The 19,945-nt window shown below is 60.0% G+C and carries 15 protein-coding genes and 1 tRNA gene; 5 read left to right on the top strand and 11 right to left on the bottom strand.

Annotated features, from left to right (window positions below; translation table 11 throughout):
* Positions 1 to 58: 58 nt before the first annotated feature.
* The 4 genes from GFD18_RS03255 to GFD18_RS03240 are packed head-to-tail and all read right to left on the bottom strand — an operon-like array spanning position 59 to position 4,987.
* A complete protein-coding gene (locus GFD18_RS03255) occupies positions 59 to 892 on the bottom strand; it encodes a restriction endonuclease subunit S (RefSeq protein WP_163199147.1) in 834 nt (277 codons plus the stop codon).
* Complete coding sequence (locus tag GFD18_RS03250; RefSeq protein WP_163199145.1) at positions 889 to 2,415, bottom strand: class I SAM-dependent DNA methyltransferase; 1,527 nt, start codon at positions 2,413 to 2,415, stop codon at positions 889 to 891. Before GFD18_RS03250 ends, GFD18_RS03255 begins: the two co-directional genes overlap by 4 nt.
* Before the next feature lie 3 nt (positions 2,416 to 2,418).
* The gene (gene hsdR / locus GFD18_RS03245; protein WP_163199142.1) at positions 2,419 to 4,842 is read right to left on the bottom strand and encodes an EcoAI/FtnUII family type I restriction enzme subunit R; all 2,424 of its coding nucleotides are present in this window, start codon (positions 4,840 to 4,842) and stop codon (positions 2,419 to 2,421) included.
* Positions 4,835 to 4,987, bottom strand: a complete 153-nt coding sequence (locus GFD18_RS03240) for a hypothetical protein (protein WP_156963114.1) — start codon at positions 4,985 to 4,987, stop codon at positions 4,835 to 4,837. The genes hsdR and GFD18_RS03240 overlap by 8 nt, the downstream gene beginning before the upstream one ends.
* Before the next feature lie 169 nt (positions 4,988 to 5,156).
* Here GFD18_RS03240 and GFD18_RS03235 point away from each other — a divergent pair, with 169 nt between their 5' ends.
* Positions 5,157 to 5,927, top strand: coding sequence for a hypothetical protein (locus tag GFD18_RS03235; protein ID WP_163199140.1), 771 nt, complete (start codon positions 5,157 to 5,159; stop codon positions 5,925 to 5,927).
* Between the two features lie 766 nt (positions 5,928 to 6,693).
* On the opposite strand, the gene GFD18_RS03230 is transcribed toward GFD18_RS03235, so the two are convergent.
* The 6 genes from GFD18_RS03230 to GFD18_RS03205 form a co-directional block, all read right to left on the bottom strand.
* Entirely contained in the window at positions 6,694 to 7,056 is a 363-nt protein-coding gene (locus GFD18_RS03230; RefSeq protein ID WP_163199138.1) for a hypothetical protein, read from the bottom strand.
* Between the two features lie 73 nt (positions 7,057 to 7,129).
* Complete coding sequence (locus GFD18_RS03225; protein ID WP_163199136.1) at positions 7,130 to 8,656, bottom strand: relaxase/mobilization nuclease domain-containing protein; 1,527 nt, start codon at positions 8,654 to 8,656, stop codon at positions 7,130 to 7,132.
* Positions 8,653 to 9,144, bottom strand: coding sequence for a hypothetical protein (locus GFD18_RS03220; RefSeq protein WP_163228256.1), 492 nt, complete (start codon positions 9,142 to 9,144; stop codon positions 8,653 to 8,655). The genes GFD18_RS03225 and GFD18_RS03220 overlap by 4 nt, the downstream gene beginning before the upstream one ends.
* Before the next feature lie 376 nt (positions 9,145 to 9,520).
* Complete coding sequence (locus GFD18_RS03215) at positions 9,521 to 9,931, bottom strand: hypothetical protein (protein WP_163199132.1); 411 nt, start codon at positions 9,929 to 9,931, stop codon at positions 9,521 to 9,523.
* Positions 9,932 to 10,078: 147 nt separating this feature from the next.
* A complete protein-coding gene (locus tag GFD18_RS03210) occupies positions 10,079 to 11,992 on the bottom strand; it encodes a DNA primase family protein (RefSeq protein WP_163199130.1) in 1,914 nt (637 codons plus the stop codon).
* A gap of 408 nt (positions 11,993 to 12,400) precedes the next feature.
* Positions 12,401 to 13,765 (bottom strand): site-specific integrase, encoded by a 1,365-nt coding sequence (locus tag GFD18_RS03205; RefSeq protein ID WP_163199128.1) that lies wholly within the window; start codon positions 13,763 to 13,765, stop codon positions 12,401 to 12,403.
* A 346-nt stretch (positions 13,766 to 14,111) separates the two neighbouring features.
* Between GFD18_RS03205 and GFD18_RS03200 the strand changes: the two genes are divergently transcribed.
* The 3 genes from GFD18_RS03200 (at position 14,112) to GFD18_RS03190 (ending at position 16,965) form a co-directional block, all read left to right on the top strand.
* The gene (locus GFD18_RS03200) at positions 14,112 to 14,618 is read left to right on the top strand and encodes a hypothetical protein (RefSeq protein WP_100511488.1); all 507 of its coding nucleotides are present in this window, start codon (positions 14,112 to 14,114) and stop codon (positions 14,616 to 14,618) included.
* 356 nt (positions 14,619 to 14,974) lie between these two features.
* Positions 14,975 to 16,633, top strand: a complete 1,659-nt coding sequence (locus GFD18_RS03195) for an ATP-binding cassette domain-containing protein (RefSeq protein WP_163199126.1) — start codon at positions 14,975 to 14,977, stop codon at positions 16,631 to 16,633.
* Between the two features lie 256 nt (positions 16,634 to 16,889).
* Positions 16,890 to 16,965, top strand: a tRNA-Asn gene (locus GFD18_RS03190).
* A gap of 146 nt (positions 16,966 to 17,111) precedes the next feature.
* Here the strand turns inward: GFD18_RS03190 and GFD18_RS03185 are convergent.
* Positions 17,112 to 18,590, bottom strand: a complete 1,479-nt coding sequence (locus tag GFD18_RS03185; RefSeq protein ID WP_163199124.1) for an amino acid permease — start codon at positions 18,588 to 18,590, stop codon at positions 17,112 to 17,114.
* A gap of 328 nt (positions 18,591 to 18,918) precedes the next feature.
* On the opposite strand from GFD18_RS03185, the gene GFD18_RS03180 reads away from it, so the two are divergent.
* Positions 18,919 to 19,917: a LacI family DNA-binding transcriptional regulator gene (locus GFD18_RS03180; RefSeq protein ID WP_100511491.1), complete on the top strand. Its 999-nt coding sequence runs from the start codon at positions 18,919 to 18,921 to the stop codon at positions 19,915 to 19,917.
* Positions 19,918 to 19,945: the final 28 nt, after the last annotated feature.

Below are 19,945 nucleotides of genomic sequence, written 5' to 3'. Positions count from 1 at the left end.
TTGCCTTGGACGGCCTGCTGAAGGACGGCACGGGGCAGATCCCGCCAGAACGCGGAATCTACAGCATCGCTCTCTCTCTCTCTAGAATTCCGAGCTGATCTGTGAGTTTCATCGCAGCGTCGATTTTCTTGACGATACGAGACTGCTCAGCCAGAGGAGGTACTGGCACGAGGAATCTGCTGATTTTTTCGGCTGACAAGTGGACAATCGTGTTGCCAGTTGATGCCGAGGTTCGTTGTTTGCCGACATAGGGTGAATTGAAAAGACGCATCAGGAAATGTCCGTTCTGAAGATGATTCTTCAGCGCAAGCAAATCCCCACCGTATGCAACGGTGCGCCCGAAAGAATTGACGACGGTCTTGCCAATGTCGATGTCGTTTTCGCCCGTAAGAGTGATGAGAAGTTCATCGTGTTCGAGCTTGTGAGCGGCCATGTAGACGGTTTCCGATGTGAAAGAGGAAGGCTCTACGATTTCATCTCGGTACGTCGTGTACAGTTCTCCATAGCGGACACAAGGTTCCCCTTCTGCGACGACCTCACTCCGCTTGATACCTGCCCCTCGTTCCAAGGTCCCCAGACTACACACTCTGGCCCACGTCCAGTTCTCCGGAATGTCGAATGGGATCTCATCGTCGATGCAGACGGCTTCGCTTTTGCCTCGGCGTTCCCACCATGAGCCGTTGCTGTCCTTCCAGATGATGCTTTCGCCGCCCTTGGGGGTCTTCGCCTTCTTCTGCTTGATGAGTTCGGCGCGTTCCTTGCGGATGCGTTCGATCAGCTTGCTGGCTGGCTCGTCGTTGGGGTCCTGTGGCACGAGTTTGCCTTCGATGGCCTGTTGGAGGATGGACGCGCGCAGTTTCGCCGCGATGGGCGTGGTCTTCAGGTCGCTCATGCGTTCTCCTCCGTGTCGTTGCCGATGAGGTCCATGATCTGTGCGAGCAGCGAGTCGATCTCGGTCTCGATGCGCTGCTTGTCGGACTTGTATTTACTAATGAGCTGATCGGGCGGCAGAATCTCCTCGTCCTCGTGCGGGTAACCACACTTGTCGAGACGATAGTTGCCTTCGACGAGCTCATCCACCGTGTACCTCTTGGCCTTCCACGCGCCCTCCACGTCCGGGTCCGGGATTTCCACACGGGCGTCCCACCATTCATCGACCAGCTGGAAATGCTGCGGCAGAAGCGGCTTGGTCTTGGAGAAATGCTTGTAACCTTCGGGCTTGTCGAACCTGTAGAACCATGTCTCCTGCGTGGAGCTGGTCTTGTCGAAGAACAGGATGTTCGTGTCGATGCTCGTGTACGGGGCGAACACGCTTTCCGGAAGACGAATCACGGTATGTAGGTTGCACTGCTTGAACAACAGCTTCTTGATGGCGACGCGCGTGTTGTCCTCGCCTTCAAGGAACCCGTTGGGCAGAACCACGGCCGCACGGCCGTTGATGCGCAGGCGGGTGATGATGTACGACATGAACAAATCGGCGGTCTCCGAGCTGCGCAGGTCGGCGGGGAACGCGGCCTTGTCCGCTTCGGTGGCGATGCCGCCGTAGGGCGGATTCATGACGATGCAATCCACGCAATCCTCATCCTCGTAATCGAGCAGGCGCTTACGGTCGAGCGAGTCACCATAGGTGATGTTGGGCAGGGCGATGTCATGGAGCATGAGGTTGGTGACGCCCAGCATGTACGGCAATGGCTTGAACTCCTGACCAACCAAGCTGTTCTGCAACGATTCCATCGCCTTTGTGTCGCCCGGCTGCACCTGCTGTTCCAAGTGGCGCAGGGAATCGACGAGGAAGCCTGCGGTGCCGCACGCGAAATCGCCCACGGTCTCGCCGATGCGGGGATCCACGTGCTTGACGGCGAACGAGGTCACGGCGCGCGGCGTGTAGAACTCGCCCGCCTTGCCGGCCGATTGTAGGGACTTCAGCAGGGTCTCGTATACGTCGTTGAACTCGTGGGTCTCGTCGGCGTCGGAGAAGTCCACCTCGTCGAACAGGTTGAGCACCATACGAAGCTGGATGCCGTTGGCCGCGTAGTTGTGGCTGCGGTTCATGAACTCCTTGACCAGCAGGGCGCGTGGCGTGGTGCTGGGGAACGGGATGATGCGCGCACCGTTCCCGTTCTCCACGGCCTCGCCACGCAGCGCGGGGAACAGCTGGTTGTTCACGAAGTCGATGAGCTCGTCGCCGGTGCGTTGGTCCTTCAGTGATTCGCCGGTCGCCCAGTCTCGCCACCGGTAGCCTTCCGGAATGACCGGCCGGTAGTCGTCATCGAGTTCGGCTTCCTCCTCTTTGTAGTCGAAGACCTTGAGGAACAGGATCCATACGATCTGGGAGAGGCGCTGCGCGGTGCCGTCGATGCCGGGGTCAGAACGCATGATGTCCTCAAGGCGTTTGATCAGGGATGCAAGACTCACGTATCATTCCTCCTCGTACAGGGCGTTCTCCAGTTCGCCCAACAGCTCGTAGTACTTGTTCTTCCCGCCCAACGTCTTGACGGCCTTGAGCTTGGTGTAGCCGGCCTCCTTGAACTGCGGCAGCGTGAAGATGTCCAGATCGCGCAGCGACTCGAACCCGGAAGCCGCGTATGCGTCCACGAGCAGACGCAGCAACTCGCGTTGACCGTCGTTGAACCGGTCCCGGTCGATGAACCGTTGCACGCAGGCCAGACGGGCACGGTGCTCGCGACTCATGGGCGGATCGACCTCGTAGGCGATGCACAGGATGATGTCGAACGGGTCCACCTCGTAACCGTAGCGGATGCGGAAACTCTCCGCCCAATCCGTCTCCAGCAGGAGGTTCTGCGCGAACGTGGCCTTCGCGTGATTATCGAGCCACGCCCGGCGGAACACGTCCACGGTCGGATACTGTCCGAGGATGTTGTTGCGCACGCACGAGTTCAGGTTCTGTTCGACGAGATTGCCGTCGGCGTCCAAGTATTTGACCATCTCACCGACGATCTCCACGTCCACGCCAGAGACGCGCGCCACCCTGCGGTTCTCCGGCGGCGTAGGCGGCACGTCCGGCGCGGTGGGCTTGATCGGCGGCTTCGGGATCGGCGCGTTCGGCGGGACGGTGAGCACATCCACCGGGTCTCCGTCGAACGCCGGATCCTTGAACTTCAAATAGTTGCTACGGAAGTCGAGGATCGTGAAATACATCTTGCTACGGTCCTCGCCATCCATCGTGTAGTGATCGACCACGCGGGTGCCGCGTCCGATGATCTGCTTGAACTCGGTCATCGACCCGACAGTGCGGTCCAAGACGATCAGCTCGCAGGTCTTCGAGTTCACGCCGGTGGACATGAGCTGACTGGTCACGGCGATGACCGGATACCGGCACTTGTTCGTCGTGAACTCGTCAAGCCGCGCCTCGTTGTCCGGCTCGCCGGAGACAATGCACGTCACGTACCGGGAATCCTCGGCCACGAGATCCGCGTTCTCGTTCTCCAACAGCCGCTGCATGGCGTGCGCGTGCTCGATGGTCTCGCAGAACACGATCGTCTTCGAGTACCGCATGTCGTTGGTCTTCAGATACTCGCTGATACGTTTGGCGACCAGCTCTCGACGTTCCTGAACGATGATGTTCCGATCGAACTCGCGCTGCTCGTAGCGGCGGATCTCGATCGGGTTGCCGTCCACATCCGTGGTACCCTCGGGCGGCTGGTATCCGTCCCGGTCGATGTCCAGCTCGGGGACGACGACCTTGTACGGGGCCAGGAACCCGTCCTCGATACCCTGCTTGAGCGAATACGTGTAGATAGGCTTGCCGAAATAGGCGATGTTGCTTTTGTTCGGGTCCGAATCGTCCTTCGGCGTGGCGGTCAGGCCGATCTGTGTGGCCGAATCGAAGTAATCGAGAATGTCATGCCAGTTCGAGGTACGGTCCGCCGAACTGCGATGGCACTCGTCCACGACAATCAGGTCGAAGAAATCACGCGGGAACCTCCGGTAATGCCGGTTGATCTGACCGTCCTTCGCGGTGATGAACTGCTGATATATACCGAGGTAGATCGAGTGCGCGTAATCCGGCTTCGAGTTCTCGAACTTGACCATGTTGTCCTCGAACGGGGCGAAATCGCCGTGCATGGTCTGATTGACCAGATTGTTGCGGTCCGCGAGGAACAGGACGCGCTTCTTCAGCCCGCTCTTCCAGAATCGCCAGATCAGCTGGAACGCCATATAGGTCTTGCCCGTGCCGGTCGCGCAGACGATCAGGACCTTCTTTTGCCCCTTGAGCACCGCCTGCGTGGTCTTGTTGATGATGATGCGCTGATAGTAGCGGGGCGTGATGTTGCTGCTCGGCGACGTGTAGTAGGGGTACGTGTACTCGTCCACCATCTCCTGTGTCATGCCGCTTTCCGACACGAACCTTTGCCACAGCTCGTCCGGGCCGGGGAAGTCCTTCATCTTCAGCTCGCGGTTCAGACCGGAGACCATATCACGTTCGATCAGATCGTCGCCGTTGGTAACGTACGCGAACGGCACCGACAACAAGTTCGCGTAATCCACCGCCTGCTGATACCCCTCATCGGCCGCATGGTCACGTCCCTTGGCCTCCACGAGCGCCAACGGGATGTTCTGATGGAACAGCAGCAGATAGTCGAGCTTCTTCGGTTTGCCGCGATGCGCGATGCCGTACTCGTCCACGGTGATGCGTCCGTCGTTGACGTAATACTCCATCACGATGCGGTCCTGACCGGGCCACCGCTGTTCGAGGACCGGCGTGATGAACGCCTTCTTCGTGTTCTCCTCGTTGCGGAGCTGTTCGGCGATGTCGTCCGCGCTCAACGGCTTGATGCCCGTGGTCTTGTGGAAGATGTCCTCCAGCGGTGAGTCAGTCATCTTCGCCTCCGCAGAATCGTTCGATCCACTCGTGAACCACGCCGGCGACCGTGGTCTCCCTATCCGCGGCGTACTTCTTCAACAACTTCTTGTCCTCGACCGTCAACGACAGGCTCAACGTCGTTCTGACCTCACTGTCCGACATGGCACCCCTGTTCAAATAATCATTTACGCATTTACGTAATTATATAGCGAAGGACGAACGCCTTCCCACCACGTCCAGAAGATCATCCGGCGTACACTTGCATAAGACTTCAAAAAGTGTCCCACCACCATGCACGACGACGTGGTGCCCGCATGAAGGAGGATTCTCGATGTCCAAAAACTCGAACAATGCCATACAGCAAGACTCTTGGATCGAACAGCCCGACGGGGAATTTGATGTCGTGCTCGACGATGCAAGTCACATCGAAGGGCCGTATCACCTCTACGCAAACTCCCATGCACCACGACCGTTGGCAGTCAACGACTACCTTTTCCACGCAGTGAAAGCTCAGGAACGATGGATGCGCGGCAGACTCGGCCAAGCCAAGCAGGGACGCGACAACGGTGCTGAGCGCAACGCGCTGCGTCGTCTTGCCGACCAGATCAAATGGGTCATCCCCGTGCGGCTCAACGTGCGAAATGCTGAGGTCGCCGTCGGTAAACGTGCATACATTTTTCAATTCGATTACGTACTGACCGGAGAGGGACTCGGTGCGCCCAGAGTGAGATCCGCGGATGGGCCATCAGACGATGACCCAGCAAACGACTATGCCAGACGTATCCGCGAGTCATCCGAAAAGCTCGTCAACAGCGTCATGACCACGCCGATGAAGAAGATGGACGTCACCCACACGCTGGACGACACACGCACACGACCTCTCATCAAGTTCGGTCGCGTCAATCTTGATGTGGAAATGGCTCTTGATGACGACAGCATCGGCGAGCTTTACATCCGCGACGATCTCGATACACTGCCCAAACGACAGAAATTCACCAAGGAGGAATGGCGCGCTATCCGCGAATGGATAGCGGCCGACGAGGCCCAGAGGCAGCAGGGCATTGCTCTGGCCAAAGAACTGGCCCTGAAGGGAGAAATATAGCCAAAAACGCATGCACCCTCCGGATAAGCGCCCGAGGAGGTGTAGCATTGCACATACGCCCCTGTTGGATCGACGTCATCATCGAGATTTACGAGATGAGCACAAAGCCAACAGGGGCCCTCACTCTCCAGAACGTCAACAGTAGTGGGCGACCACGCAGGTGGGAGCGGATGCCGGAGGTTCCAGTTCTACGTCTTCGGGTTCCTAAGGCGTTCGAAAGAAATCAATAACAGGAACCTGTAGGAAACGTTGAAATATCAACGATTACGGCACCATGATGTGACGGAGGTTCCTAGGTTCCCCAAAAATCGCACATCTCCTTTTATATATGGGATTTATAGGCTTACTGTATTTTTCCCTTCCATACTTTCTAGAAAGGGAAGAAACAGGAACTAAGGAACCCGAATGGCAAAAACGTTGAAATTCCAACGATTTCGAAGGTTCCAAACACGGTTCCAGTTACAGATTTTCAGGAACATGAAGACCGGAACAGGAACCTGTCCCCTCGTGCTGCCGCCTGCTACCACGTTGACATCAACACTGCGGCCCGTCGGACATTGATCTCCGGAAAGAGAAACGGCGGGAACCACACTCACCTCATCGAGTGCAGTTCCCGCCGTACGTTGACTCACCCCGAGCGCTCACACCCCGCTCGGGTCCGCTATATAGGCTCCATCATTTACCTCCTTTTACTTAGGACATCCGTCGCCTGCTCAATTCGTTGTACCGTTCGGCCGCCGGTCCACGGCGGCTTCAGCCCATGTGATCATCGACGACTATCCGAGAGGAAACGGATCTCCGCGGCCGTGATGTCATTCCCGTTGGTATCTCGCCGCAGCGGCACGTCCATCAGAACGTCGCGCGCCTGCCGCATCAACCGCTCAGCGCGCGCCATGTCCTTCACGAGTGCCCTGTTGTGCATCGGCGCTTCAAGCTGTCGCGTCCGTCCGAACCCGTCAAGGACGTGGCCGATTTCGCGGATGAGATGATCACGCTCCAACGCCGCAGCAAGCGTGTCGCCCGCGTTGCTCAACACCATGCGTTCGCCGCGTGGCGTCAACGCCCAGCCATCCTGGCTTTTCCGTAGGAGGCCGCCGCGCATCAACATATCGGATTCGTTCTTGCTCATCGCACTGCTTACGTCACGGCCCGTGGCGATAGACGCGAGCAGCACGTCTCGACGTGCCACGGGCATGTCGTGGTTAGAACTGTGGCTCGTCATCTCGGGGCGTCCCCTCAGTGAAAACCGGCGCGATCCGAAGGACCGACTTGCCCGATCCGTTCCGACGAACAAGTGTGTCGGCCATAGCCTGATCGAGAGCTTCGCGGGCAGCTTTCGCGCGTTTCTCGGCGGACCACATGCCCGCGCGCGCCTCATACACCTCGGCATCGTGACGCGTGCGGATCTGCCGATTTACGCGGATAATGTGCTGTGCGTACTGTTCGCGCAGCAGCATGGTGACTGCTAACACGAACCAGTCGCGGCGTTGAAGGCTGTTGTCAACGAGCAGGTCAAGCATCCAAACGACAGCATCGTGACCTTGGACCTTTTCCGGCTGTGATGCCCTTAGCATGCGGAACCTGTTGCGCGCCCACTCCATCCTCACGTTGGCGTCCTCAAGATCTTGCCGCAGGAGGTCTTCATCGGTGCGATGCTTTTGCAGGCGTTTCATCACCGCATCGTCGGCAAGCACGCGCATCTGCTCACGGCAGGTCTTGTTGCGTGCCGCAATGAGGTCGTCATACGTCTCCTCCAACCACCTACGGCTGACCTCCAGAATCGGCGTGCCGTCGTCATCGTCATCGGCCATCCGTGACGCGACGAACACCTCGGGCCGCACGTTGCCCGAGTCCCTGCTGCTCACGTTTTTGGATTTGCCTACGAACACCGTTGGCTGTGTTGTCATCGTTTCCTCCTTTTCTTGTTCTTTGTTGTCATCTTTTGCGGCGAATCGCGCCGTCAATTCATCGAATGCAAAATCCTTCGCCAAGCTGCTCGCTCGACGGCGGCGCTTGCGCACGCGTCGTCCGTCGTCGAACCGCATCCTGTAGGCGATGCCGTGGCCGTCGTCCGGGTTGACGCTCACCTCGATACCCACCGCGTCGCACTTCTTCACGTACTCCCCGAACGAATCCGCGGCCTGGGCGGCTTGCATGAGCCTGTCGCCGAGCACGCGGTCGAATGAGCCTTCTTTGAACCGCTCACGCCGAACCTGCCACGAATCGCGACCGTCCATCGCATTCATGCCGAAATTACGCATAGTCTTATCGTTGATCGCGTGCAATGACTTCGCGTTGCGATACTTGCTCAGAGCATGACCAGTTCGGTGGTCGTGGTTGAGCACGATGAGATGCGCGTGCGCGCAGCCGCCCTCGCCGTCGTCGTGCACGATGACGAGACTCTCTGAGTCTGGGTGCATGGTTTTGCCGAGTTCGTACGCCAGTTCACCGCACCGGCGTAGATCATCCTTGTTGTGTACGTCGAGCTCATCCGGTGCGAAGGAGACCACGTAGCTGTATGCGGCCACGTCGCGCCCGTGCTTGCGCAGCAGGCGATCCGACTCACTGCGGAACGCTCGGATGCTGCCGGCGTCGTTCAGGATGAACGCCGCGCGGTCGGTATGCTCGGCGTGATGCCGCTTGTACTTCTCCGAGCCCTTGGAACCATAGAGGAGATATTGCAGCAGCGCCGGCATGTTGCGCACCGGTCTCACGGACGTGTAGCTCATTTCACGCGCCCCCTGCGATGCCCTGCCGACTCACCGTAGCCGAGCGGCATGCCAGCATCGGCGAACATGCGGCGCATGTCGCGCCACACCTCGCCGAAGCGCGCAACGTCGTCAGCCGTGAACGCGCCGGCCGGCAATGGTTTGCCGGCGTTGGTCGCCCGAACGAGCTGGTTCCAGTTCACTCCGATCCGATTCACGGTCAGCGCGAGCCGGGCGAGCTCGCGGTCGTCGAAGGGACTCCACTCGGCCGGCTGTGCCACCGGCGTATGCGGTTCGCCAAGCAGCTCGTCGAGGCGCGACTCGACGCACTGGCGTACGAATCTGGCGCGCGGCATACCGCCCGAGAACACGTCAAGCTGCTCGAACCGGCGACGCGGGAAACGCACCGTCAGACGCCGGTCCGCGGGCTCGCGCCGCGCACCGGCGCTTGACCGCTGGGCACTCATCGAACGTGCCATAGTGCGCCTCCCATCCGAGCTCAATCGCATGCGCCATGCTCCCTTGCGTGAGCCGACCCATGCGCCTATGTATAACGATTCTCATTATACTCTTGCGCATGCAAGTGCGCATGCTTGGATATGGCGAGCAGGCGATCAAGCGGCCATTTGTCATGGACGCCCGATCGCACTCGCGAGGGGATTCCCCTCGACCCCAACAAACGTGCCACGCACGTGCTCAGCGGCATGAAGCACGTCACAAGTTCCAGTGGACGACTCACTGGAACGCCAGACGTGAATCGCGTGGCTCTTCCGTCCGGCGGTTCGACGACTCTCACCTGAATCATCATCCCGAAAACGCAAGATGGGTGACATCCCGTTTTCACGGAATGTCACCCGTCAGTATTCACGCTCGGGTTCGGCAGCGTCAGTTGCTCATGAACCCACCCCACGGCACCGGGGCATCGGAACCGTTGCTGTCAACATTGTCGCCATCCGTGCTGTCGGATGCCGTCTGTGGTTCCATGTCGTCCTGCGTCGGGTAGTCGTCGGCGCGTTCCTTGTCCTTTTTCTCGGCGCGCCGCGCAGCGGCGGCCTTCGCCCTCTCGCTGCGCTCTTCGCGTTTGATCTCACGAAGACGCTCGACGCTGGCGATCAGTTGCTTCAAGATCTCATCGCCGGTTCCCTCATAACGGGCCTCGGAGCTGTCGAGGAGGTCGATGATCTCGGGTGCAAGATCGAGCAGGTGCTCGCGCTTGGACCGCTTCTCCTTCAGGTCCTCAACCTGAGCCAGCAGCGCGGCGATCTTCTTGTCGTAGTTAGGGGTTTTCACGCTCATTGTTGTCTCCTTACACCGGCGTTCATCGCCGGCACGTTTGTCTGTTGTGGTGAGGACGGTATCCGGCGCATCGAGTTGCGCCGGATCCGTCTGGCTGGAACCGTGGCGCTGCGTCATTCACGCCGCGCCACGGTCATATAGCGTCGATCAACCCCTGCCGTTGCTGGGATATCGTGAGCGCCCACCGTTGAGGGCGCGGGGCGTCTTGCCGTGCTTCGGCGAGTTCGGATCCTCGTACTCGTCGAAGAAGGACTTGCGTATCAGCCCTCTGCACCTAATCGGCTGCCACAGCGCGTCATTGGGCGACAACCAGAAAGAAATTTGCCCGCTAGACGGCGACACGATCATCTGGTTGTTGCGTGGCTTGTTGTAGCGTTCCTCACTGGCGAGGTCGGCAATCGCATCTTCAGTGTCAACGGTCCATGCCAGAACACTGACCTTGCCGGATGTTTCGACCCACTTCAACCTGTCGGAGATCTCCGGGTCGCCCATCTCACGCAGTAGTACGGAATGCAGCTGGATGTAGAAGCTGCGGGCGTTCTTGATCTTGCCCAGGCTGCCGAACTCCCGGACGTACCAAACCTTGAAAGCTGCCCACAGCATCGGAAGTGGAAGAAAATCGCGCGTGAACGCGTCCCGGTATTCACTCCAGAACGCACTCACCGGGTCGATGGCCTCGCGGAACTCCGCGTTAGCCTTCTTCACCGCGTCAGGCAGCACCACGCCGGTAACCTTGGGGTGCTCGTACAAGAGGTGATACAGGAACCAATCACGTACCTCCTGCTGAGCAAGCAGTTGACCGAGGTTCGGCACGCGATCTTCAGGTCGCACGATGTTGTCGAACGGAACCACGGGGAACCGTCGCCAGATTCCGGACGACTTGTCCTTGAACTTGGGGTACGAGTTCGTGCCGACGATGACCATGCAGTGCAGCTGGCAGCCGATTTGTTTCTTGTTCTTCCGGTCCATGTACACCGTGTCGCCTGACACCAAGGATTTCAACTGTCCCGAGTCGTCGATGTAGGTGCCGCTTTCGTCGTCGCTGACCGCCAACGTCTTGTCGATCAAATGCATCAATCCGAATCTGGTGGTCATGGTGGATAGCTGCGCGCTCGTTGAGTTCGTCTTGCCGACGAGATCCGCGAGCCAGCGCATGAAGGTAGACTTGCCTGTGCTGCCTTCACCAAACAGAACCGGCGCGATACCCCACTTCTTCCGAGGCCTCAACGCCATCACGCAGATGTCCTTCAGAAAGCGCCTGACGTCCGGGTCCTTCGAGAAATTGTCGAACACACTTCCCGCCAGGATATTCTTGCTCTGGCCGCTGTTGGCGATCCCGCCAAGCACCGGCTCGGGTGGCGGTGTTGACGGGTCCGTCCAGTTGGCTGGTGATTTGCCAAGGAACACGTGGTCCGGACTGAACGGCATGAATTTACCGGTCGAATATCGAACGATCCCGTTGTTGACCGGAATCAGGTCATCGTCCGTCTCCCGGTGCAGCTGCTTACACGCCACTCTAAGATTGCATTCGAAGTCACGACGCCAACTCCCGTTCGCCGTCGCATTGAACGAAACTGCCAGCCCGTCCACATCGAGAAGCTCGTAGAGCCCGCTTTTGTCGCTGTATGAGACGATTGCAACGTAGTCCGTTTCCTTCACGCCGTCGAGCAGGATCTTGCCGAGCGGCATGAGCCGCGCCGCGCACTGTGCTGCCGTCCACGGAGTCGGCGGGTCGATCACGCTCTTGCGTCGTCCGCGCCCGCCATCGGCCTTCATCGCCTCGTCAACGCGTTCGGAGATGCGGCGCACCGCGTCGATCGCGGCACCCCGAGCAACACCTAGCGGCGTGCTGTCATCATGGGCCGTCCGCTTGGCGGCCTTGATTGCGGCGTTCGTCTCCTCGCGGACGATCGTGTCCATCGAGATGGGCTCCTTGGCCGGCGCTTCGGTCTTGTTCGACGGCACATCGGTGAAATCGGGCTCGCCGAGTTGACGGTCAAACGTAGACTCCGCCTCATCGAGGTCATCGATGGGCGTCACAACGCCCCTGTCGTCGGTCATTTGATCACCTCCCCAGCCGAGGAAGTGATGACGTGCAGGAGATTGCGCAGCATTGCAATCCGTGCGTCACCACGCACGAATGTGGTTTTATTCTCGCGATCGCGAGTTAGGGATATTATCACGTTTCGAGCGACTTTCTTGAACTAAAACATGACGCTCGCCAATGTCCAAACCGTATGGATATGGCTTCGCCTGTCGTTCTCCGCCCGAAAACTACGGAACGTATCGATATCGATACTGTCGATACGCGCCCTCCACTGGGGCTTGACGCCGCCGTCACACCTCCAAGAGGTAGACCGACCCGCGTGCGCCGGGGATTCAAAAAAGAACCATTTGTATAATTAGCATATCGTCACCGCATCGGCAACTCGGCGTGTCACACTCACATGCGCTGGCAGTATCACGGAATCATGCAGCCGAATCCACGACGACCGGCCCCAGCGGGATACCAAGCATCGCGCGAAAGACGTTCTTCTGATCCTCACTCAGCTGCGGCAACATCGCCGCGAACGTACCCACTAGATCTTGGAAGGAATCCCCCACCTGTTTGCTCGCGCTGGGCTGCGCGACCCCGCGCTCGATGAGGTCAGAGACACCCGATGACGCCTGAGCGATGTCTTCAACACCGAGATGCGTGTAGATGTTGTTAGTGACATCGGCAGAACTGTGCCCCATGACGAGCTTTCGGGCGTTATCCGTCATACCCAGCTGCGCCATCGCTGTTGCTGCCGTGTGCCGGGCCGAGTGCGGCACATAATGACCTTCAATGCCCGCATGCTCCAACGCCGCCGACCATGCACGCTCTTCTATCATCCGTGTCAGCGGAGCTCCCTTGGCCTTGCCTTTGCGTTGCACGAAGATGAGCTCATCCGGCTTCAGACCCCTGCGGCCGGACATGTACGCCGTCAGCTCATTGTGCAGCGATTCCGAGATCGGGATGACCCGTCGGCCTGAGTTCGTCTTCGGCGGCACAAGATAGGCGCTCCCGCTGACATGCCGGGCATTTAGGAACGCAGGAATATCCTCCACGTCTACGCCAGCGTAGGTTTTTAGCTGCTGCTCGACCACGATGCACGGACGTCCGTCGATGGTCCTTATTTCGGAGGGCGTCAGGCCGAAGCGCTCACCCTGCCGCATCCCCGTCTCGAACGCGAGACGCCACATCAAATGCCACATCGCATCCTCCTCGGCAGCGATCATCCGACCGGCCTGTGCGGGCGTCATGGTTGAACGAGAATTGTAGATAACCCTCGGGGAATCGGCCCGGTCACAAGGGTTGGATGCTATCAACCCTTCCTTTACCGCATCATCCAGCGCCGCATGCAGAGTCCGCCACGCAGATGACGCCGTTGCAGAACTTTTGGGCTTACGCGGCGGTGTTGCAGACTTGTCACCCTTAGTGATGTAGCGTTCAAGCATCCTGAAGTGCTTCGGAGCCAGCGCGTCGATCTTCACGGCCCCAATAGCCGGCTTGACATTAGCCTTCACCACAGACTGATATGTCGCAAAAGTGCTTGGGCGCAGCCGCGGCTTGGCGATATCTTCGAGCCACTGGTCAAGCCACTCTCCCAACGTAGGCACGTTACGACTGTCCGAAACATGCCCCGTGGCCTCATACTCCTTGACCGCTTCGGCCAAACGCTCGCGCGCCTCCGTCTTGGTCCGGCCGCGACGTTTGATGAACCGACGGTCGCCTGTGGCCGGGTCTGGTTCTATTTCGAATGAGGCCCGATACTGGCCCCCATCTTTGTAGACGGTAAATCGATTGCTCATGAATTCGACCATAGCTAAAACCGCAATCTCGTGGGAGTCAAAGTGGGAGACAAATCACGACTCCCAGCGACTCCTGAGGACTCCTTACACACCCCGGAAAAAGCCTTAAAAACGTTGGAATTCTGCGCAAAATCGGCACAATTGCAACGATGCGCCACACCCGGTATTTTTGGATACCACATCTGATCGATCACCCTCGGAATCGTTGCAGTATGCGGCGATTCCGTCATTAGGGGCAGTCAGTAGGTAGTCAATAGGCCGTTCATCCGCAATGCCGGATGAACGGCCTATTCGTTTTCCACGACCGTCTCCCTCGATATTCATCAACCACCAAGGAAACCCCATCATGGTTCTCATCCTCATGCTCGCGTTCATCGCGTTCTGCATCTTCATGGCCGTCAAGATGACGAAGCGAAAGAACGAACGCAAGCCGGCCGACCAGTCGACAGGCCAAGGCACCACCCGCACCATTCCAGACAGCGTCCTGATGAACAGCCCAATCATCCCGTACGCCCCCGGCCGCGATCTTCGCAACGCACCGCCGAACACCGTCGTGATGGCCCCCAAGGAATCCAGGTATGCAGGGTGGATCAAGCAGCACACCTGGTTCGCCTTCAACGAGCAGGGCATCATCGACACCTGCTGCGTCTGCCACAAATACGTTCACAAGGACGACCGCTTCTACGTACGCTGCGTGGACTGCAAGAAGGTGGCTTGCAAGGACTGCCACTACCTGTGCCCGTACTGCTTCGTCGCACGCTGCGACGACTGCGTGCGTCTCGGAGGCCTTCACGGCAACGACATCATGTGCCCCAACGTCTCCTGGCACGGCCCCATGCAGCGCGAGCTATAGGCCGCCCGCCATACCGATTTGCACGACGGCAGGCAAAGGTATTATGCTTGCCGTCGAATGTTTCACGGGTTCCCGATATGCCAGGGAATCCATATGAAGGAGTTTTTTCGAATTGATTTCCCGATAGACAGCGGACAATGCGGAATGTGACGGCCGACTGCGCCGTCGCGCCCCGTCATGCTGGCTATCGCGGCATACCCCGTCGTTTTCGATCACGGCCACGGCATTGCCTTGAATCCTTCGATTTCCCGAATCACCGACGTCACCGAAAGACGCCGGCATTCATGCATGACGTTTCGCATTCTCCGCCATACATCGTCGTATGCAGTTGAAACGAATCGAAAAGGAGAACCGTCATGCCCCTATCAACACTCACGCTTGCGCACATCACCTACACCCCGCCGGAGGCGACGGAACCGCTGTTCGAGAACGTGTCGGCAACGTTTCCGCGAGGGTGGACGGCGGTCCTCGGCGACAACGGCATCGGCAAGACCACGCTGCTGCGTATCGCCATGGGTTGGCTCCGACCGGATGCCGGTACGGTAAGCCCCTCCCCCGGCACGCCGATCGTCGGGTACTGTCCGCAGAACACCGACGAGCGGCCGGACGACCTCGACGATTTCGCCGCGGATTGGTCACCGGAGACGATGCGTGTCCGACGCGATCTCGGCATCGGCGACGACTGGCCATGGCGGTACGACGAACTTTCCGGTGGCGAGGCCAAACGATTGCAGATCGCCTGTGCACTGGCGAAACGCCCCGACGTACTGATGCTCGACGAACCCACGAATCATGTGGATGAGGCCGTCGCCACGCGCATCGTTTCGGCGTTGCAAGATTTCCGTGGCATCGGCATCGTCGTCTCGCATGACGTCGACTTCATCGACCGACTGGCCACACGATGCGTGTTCTTCGAACGCGACCATGTGCACGGCCGTAACGTCACCGTGGTGAGAACCCGACCGGGAAACTACAGCCAGGCCAACGCGACGGCGGAAAACGACCGGCGCTCGGCGGACGCGGCGCTGCAGCGGTCCCGGCACGAGGCGTCACGATTGGCCGACGTGGCCGCGCAGCGCAGGCATGAGGCGGCGTTGGCGGCCACAAGGGCGCGCGCCGTGGGCGCCGGCGTAAACCGGAGGGACCATGACGCACGCAATCTGCTGAAGCTGCACAAATCGCTGAGCACCGACGGCAGCGCCGGCGCGGCGAGTGCGCGAATCGCATCCCGAACGGATGCGGCGCGAAGGCGCACGGAGGCCGTGGCGACCGCGGCGAAACGCTATGACGGCGACATCTGGATGGATGCCGAGGCAAGTCATCGACCGCAGTTGGTGAGGCTGGAGGAGGGACTGATTCGATACGGCGGCGACACCGTGGAACCCCGTATCGGCGCGGACGGCCGCATGGACGGCAATGACAGGGCTTCCGGCCACGGCGGCCGCTTCCTCGCCGAGGATCCGGTCCCCGGTCTGGCCATTCCCGCGCTCAGTGTGGGGCCACACGACCACATCGGCATCGTCGGCGTGAACGGCAGCGGAAAGTCGACGCTGTGCCGAACGCTGTTACGGCGGCTTCACGATGTCCTTCCGCCGGTTCCGACGTTGTCGATATCACAGAACACCACGGCCGCCGACGCACAGGATGCGCTGCGGCGATTGAATGACCTTGACGACGCCGGACGCTCGCTCACGCTCGGTGCCTATGCCCAGCTGAATGCCGACCCCGATCGTCTGCTGGCCGGCGGCGTCCCCTCCCCAGGCGAACTGCGCAAGCTGCTGCTGTGTCTGGGAACGAGAAGCCATCCGCATCTTATCATGCTGGACGAGCCGACGAACCATCTGGACCTGCATTCGCAACAGGCCCTGGCAAAGGCTCTGGCCACGTTCCCCGGCGCCGTCATCGTCGTCTCGCATAATCGTGCGTTCCTGCGGGACGCCGGCATCCGCACGCTCTGGCGATGCGAAGCCCGCAACGGCAACGGCAACGGCAACGGCTCGATTCTGCGCCGGTAGCCCCGTTCCCGGCAATTTACGGTGTTCTTCGGTCGTTTTCGGTGCATGCAACGACCGGAAAACACCGTAGATTCCGGATTTCGGGATTGTCGACCATGTCGTGCGGGGATTCATGCCCAAAACGCTCCATCAGTTCCCACGGACGACCTACGTACAACACAATGAACAACACGCGACACGCCGATGATTTGCATATCGACGCTCCATATGTATTATTTATGTCTTGTGCACAGCACAAAGCTTGCACAGGAAATATTCCTGCGTAGCTCAGTTGGCAGAGCATCCGACTGTTAATCGGACGGTCGCTGGTTCAAGCCCAGCCGCAGGAGCCAATGAAAAACCCGAGGCCATAAAGCCTCGGGTTTTTCATATTTTTTCTTTTCTTTTTCGAAAAGCGGGTCTGCGGCATACACGGGGACACCGAAAACCATGTCCTCCTGTATGCCGCAGACCCACAAATCCGACTTATCGCGTCCGGTCAGCCACGGCGTCGTGCGGAGACGAGGCGCTTCACGCCGTAGACCGCATAGCACAGCGCAACGATGACGGCCATATAAATGAGCGACTGCCGCATGGATTCATACACGCCCGACAGAATGATCGTCCCCACACTGAGCACCAGCGCCACGATCGGCACGACGGGCCAGGCCGGCGTATGGAACGACAGCTCATCCACGCCCCTGCCCTCCCGACGCATCTCGAGGCGGAACCGGATCTCGCACACCGCCAGCACGACCCATACGATGACGATGGCGAGACCGGCGCTGGAGACCAATGCCAGATAGATGACCGATGCGGCGGTGACCGAGGAGAGCAGCGCCATAAGGCCGCCGACCATCGCCGTGCACAGGGCGATCAGCGGCACGCCGTGCTTCGTGGTACGCGCGAACACCCTCGGGATCATATGCTCGTTCGACAGCGACCACAGCATGCGCGTGGAGGCGTACAGACCCGAATTGGCGGCGGAGAGGATCGCAGTGAGCACGACGAAGTTCATGATGTCGCCGGCGAACGGCAGGCCGATGGCGTCGAACACCAGCACGAACGGGCTCTTGTCGACTCCGGCGTCCTGCCATGGGATAAGCGCCGACATCACCACGATGGACCCGATGAAGAAGATGGCCAGACGCCAGAACGTCGTATGGATGGCCTTGGGGATGTTCTTGCCGGGATCCTTGGTCTCCCCCGCCGTGACGCCCAGCAGCTCGGTGCCGGAGAACGCGAACGCCACCGTCGACATGGTGGAGAACACCGGCGCGAACCCGTTGGGGAACACGCCGTCCTTGACCAGATTGGTCAGTCCCGGCGCATGCGAGTACCCGGCGATGGGGATGACGCCGATGATGGCGAGCGCGCCGATGGCGATGAACACGATGATGGCGACCACCTTGATGCCGGCGAACCAGAACTCCGCTTCGGCGAATGAGCGCACGGACAATGCGTTCAGCGTGAAGATGAACGCGATGAACAGGGCGCTCCATGCCCATGCCGGCGAGCCGGGGAACCATTTCTGCATGATGAGCCCGGAGGCCGTGAACTCCGAGCCGAGGGCGCCCATCCATGCCAGGAAGTAGATGATGGCGACGGTGAATCCGGTGCCGGGGCCGATGAACCTGCCGGCGTACACGTGGAAGGAGCCGGTCTGCGGCATGGCGGTGGCGAGCTCGCCGAGGCACAGCATGACCATATACACGTTGAGTGCGCCGACGGCGTAGGCGAGTATGGTGCCGAGCGGCCCCGCCTGGTGGATGGTGTATCCGGAGCTCAGGAACAGTCCCGTGCCGATGACGCCGCCCAGGGAGATCATCATGAGGTGGCGCGTCTCCATCTTGCGCTGGAGTCCGGTGTGGCCGTTCGCCGTGCCGTTCGACGCTCCTGCCGTGCCGCCGGCCGCCGCGTCGTGCGTCGCCGGCTCCGCCGTCCTGCTGTCCGTTGTGGTTGTTGTGGCCGAAGCCATGGTTCGTCGTCCCTTCGTTCTGTGTTTCGCCGATCCGGCGTCCGCACCTGCGGCCCCTTCCCCCGGTCGGCCCGATCCGTATCACTGTATGCCGAAGCGGCGCACCCCCACCATGCCTTTGCCAAGGAATATGCCATCGAGGCTATAGCAATAGCCTATGGCCGGCTATTATTCCGCAGCGCACAACGGCTGCGGCCATACGGTGACGCCATTGCGAATGTCGCTCGGCCGACCGCGATATTATCGATGTCATCATTGAATTCGCTTTGAAACCACGACGATGGGAGCGAGGCGCCCGGTTGTGCGCCTCGGGAAAGGATGATGCGGCATGGTCACGCTCAAGGACGTCGCCAAGGAGGCCGGGGTGACCGCGACCACCGCGTCACGGGCCCTGCGCGGCATGGACATGGTCACGCCGAAGACCACGCAGAAGGTGCTGGCCGCCGCGGAGAAGCTCGGCTATCGCATGAACATCTCCGCACAATCGTTGCGTACGGGCAAAAGCGGCACCGTCACGTTCCTCACCGCCGGCATCGACGGCGCCTACTTCTCCAGCCTGGCCATGCGGTTCGCCGCGGAGCTGAACAAACAGGGCATGCACATGCTCATCGAATCGTCACAGTATCTGGTGGACGAGCATGGCAACGAGAAGGACATGTCGTATCTGTTCTCCGACGGCATCATCGGCATCAACGCCAAGCATGCGTCGAAGGCGCTGGCCTCGCATCCCTCCGTCCTTCTGGAGGATTACACGATCGACAGCCCGTACGATCAGGTGAACGCACCGAGCCAGGCCGGCACCCGCGCGGCGATTCGCCACCTGTATGAGAAGGGATGCCGTCGCATCGGCCTGGTGGGCCATGACATTCCGCCGGAGTCGAACCCCGGCGCCTCGCAGCAGGTGCGCATGCTGGCCGCCAAGCACGAATGCCAGGAGCTCGGCCTCGAATTCGACGAGCATTCGCTGATCAGCGTGCCGTGGTCGCGGGCCGGCGGCGTGGAGGCCGGTCATCGCTGGGCGGACGAGCGGCTCGGGTTCGACGGCCTGTTCTGCCCGAGCGACGGCCTGGCGCTGGGCGTGCTGCGCGGATTGGCCGACCGCGGCGTGAACGTGCCGAAGGATGTGGCGGTCATCGGGTTCGACGGCATCACCGACGGCGAGTACAGCGTGCCGACGCTGAGCACCATCGCCGTGGATTTCACCAGCATGACGCAGGCGGCGGTCTCACTGCTGACGCATCGCATCAATCATCCGGAGGAGGAACGCTATCCGCAGACGGTGACGGTCGGCTATCGCCTCATCGAACGCGAGTCGACGAGGCGATAGGCCGGCCGACGGATGATCCCGATGGGAA

The sequence above is a fragment of the Bifidobacterium saimiriisciurei genome (genome assembly GCF_010667655.1).
Taxonomy (GTDB): Bacteria; Actinomycetota; Actinomycetes; order Actinomycetales; family Bifidobacteriaceae; genus Galliscardovia; species Galliscardovia saimiriisciurei.
Note: the sequence above shows the minus strand (reverse complement) of the source record. Positions and strands in the feature narration are given on the sequence as shown.